Origin of the sequence: Pseudoflavonifractor capillosus, from assembly GCF_016899775.1 — a bacterium.
Classification (GTDB): domain Bacteria; phylum Bacillota; class Clostridia; order Oscillospirales; family Oscillospiraceae; genus Lawsonibacter.
Genome location: NZ_JACJJE010000118.1, coordinates 1 through 2,387 on the forward strand (window position 1 = coordinate 1; position 2,387 = coordinate 2,387).

The 2,387-nt window shown below is 63.6% G+C and carries 1 protein-coding gene; it reads right to left on the reverse strand.

Going from position 1 to position 2,387, the window contains the following annotated elements; all coding sequences use genetic code 11:
• Nucleotides 1–330 precede the first annotated feature (330 nt).
• Nucleotides 331–1,818, reverse strand: a complete 1,488-nt coding sequence (locus H6B31_RS16485; protein ID WP_087292648.1) for a DUF1846 domain-containing protein — start codon at nucleotides 1,816–1,818, stop codon at nucleotides 331–333.
• Nucleotides 1,819–2,387: the final 569 nt, after the last annotated feature.

Below are 2,387 nucleotides of genomic sequence, written 5' to 3' on the forward strand. Positions count from 1 at the left end.
ATGAGCACGAAGTGCTCATCTGGAGCCGTCCCCGGGGGCGTTTTGCCTACTTTGCCGCCATGGGCAAAGTAGGTCGCCGCCCGCAGGCGGCGAAATTCCCCTGCATATAACAAACGCAATCCGAAACCTGCCCCCTCATCCGGCCCTTCGGGCCACCTTCCCCCCGAGGGGAAGGCTTTGGGGGGAATGCCCCCTCATCCGTCACGGCTTCGCCGTGCCACCTTCCCCCCAGGGGGAAGGCTTTGCGGGGGAGGCCCCCGAGGGGAAGGCTTATAAAAAATGAGACAGGCGCCCCTGGGAGACCCTTCTCCCGGGGGCGCCTCATTGCGCTTATCGGTGATACAAATTGTTGGTCTGATACTGGGGCTCGCAGGTGAGCTGGAGGCCCAGCTTCTTATAGGTGCTCTCGTCGGGGGGCGAGAGGATGACGGAGCAGTGGGCCTGGCACCCGTTGAGGGCGGCCAGGGAGTGGAGGGCGGCCTGGGCCTTGGGGTCCAGGTTGGCCGAGGCGGCCAAAGCGATCAGCACCTCGTCACTGTGGAGCCGGGGGTTGTTGGAGCCCAGGTACTTGACCTTGACGGTCTGGATGGGCTCGATGGCGCTCTGGGCGATGAGGTGGACGCCGTGTCCCCCCAGGTCGGACAGGGCCTTCAGGGCGTTCAGAAGGGCGGCGGCGGAGCAGCCCATGAGCTCAGAGGTCTTGCCGGTGACCATGGAGCCGTCGGGCAGCTCGATGGCCATAGCGGGCTCGCCGGTCTGCTCGGCCACCTGGTTGGCGGCGGCGGCCACCTTCCGGATGGACGGGGTGATCCCCGCCTGCTGCATCAGCAGCTCCAGCTTGTATACCGTCTGCTCCGAGCCCTTGCCCTGGCGCAGCTCGCACCGGGCGTCGTAGTACCGGCGGACGATCTCCTGCCGGGCGGCCTCCTGGACCGCCTGGTCGTCGTAGATGCACTTGCCCGCCATGTTCACCCCCATGTCGGTGGGGGACTTATAGGGGCAGGAGCCGGTGATCTTCTCGAACATGGCCGCCAGGACGGGGAACACCTCCACGTCCCGGTTGTAGTTCACCGTGGTCTCGCCGTAGGCCTGGAGGTGGAAGGGGTCGATCATGTTCACGTCGTCCAGGTCGGCGGTGGCCGCCTCATAGGCCAGGTTCACCGGGTGCTTCAGGGGCAGGTTCCAGATGGGGAAGGTCTCAAACTTGGCGTAGCCTGCGGCCACTCCCCGCTTGTACTCGTGGTAGAGCTGGGAGAGGCAGGTGGCCATCTTGCCGCTGCCGGGGCCGGGGGCGGTGACCACCACCAGGGGACGGCTGGTCTCCACGTAGTCGTTCCGTCCAAAGCCCTCGTCAGAGACGATCTTTGCAATGTTGTGGGGGTAGCCGGCGATGGGGTAGTGGCGGTACACCTTCACCCCCAGGGACTCCAGCCGCTTCTGGAAGGCGTCGGCGGCGGTCTGTCCGGCGTACTGGGTGACCACCACGCTGCCCACGTACAGGTCCATGGACCGGAACGCGTCGATGAGCCGGAGCACGTCGCTGTCGTAGGTGATGCCCAGGTCCCCCCGGACCTTGTTCTTCTCGATGTCGCTGGCGTTGATGGCGATGATGATCTCCGCCTTGTCCTTCATCTGGGCCAGCATGCGGATCTTGCTGTCCGGCTCGAACCCGGGCAGCACCCGGCTGGCGTGGAAGTCGTCAAACAGCTTGCCGCCGAACTCCAGGTACAGCTTGCCGCCGAACTGGGCGATGCGCTCCTGGATGTGCTGGGACTGGAGCTTTAAATATTGGCCGTTGTCAAAGCCCTGTTTGGCCATGCGCTCACTCCTCTATTTCTGAATTTTTCTATAAAATCAACATTCTTTATTTTACGCGGCGTGAGAAGGACCGTCAAGGTTTTTAGGGGCAAAGACTTCCACGAGAGTTGCCCCCGGATTTTGTGGAAAAAGCGGGTAGCATTTCCTTGGGTTCTATGATAAGATAAAAGAACTCACCTCTTGAGGAACAACATGACCGCCTCGTTTGCAATATGACGGCGGGCTGATTCTCTTGATACGCTGAAATCCCCTCCGCGGCGGAAATTGCTCCACCGCGGAGGGGGATTTTTTTGACGTTCGCCCGATTGCAGGGCGGGGCATACACCCGCATGGGGAGGAACCTCCGGGAGAGGGTTTGGGGAACGGAATCCCCCTGCCGCTTCGCGGCGCCCCCTTTGACTTGCGGACCTGCCTTGGGGCTCCCGCCGGGATACAGCGGTTCAAGTACGCCCCCTCATCCGTCACGGCTTCGCCGTGCCACCTTCCCCCCTCAGGGGGGAAGGCTTGCGGGCGGGCGGCCCAGTGTGCCGCCCCTACGATACAGCCAGCCCAGCCCGGGCGGGCGGGCG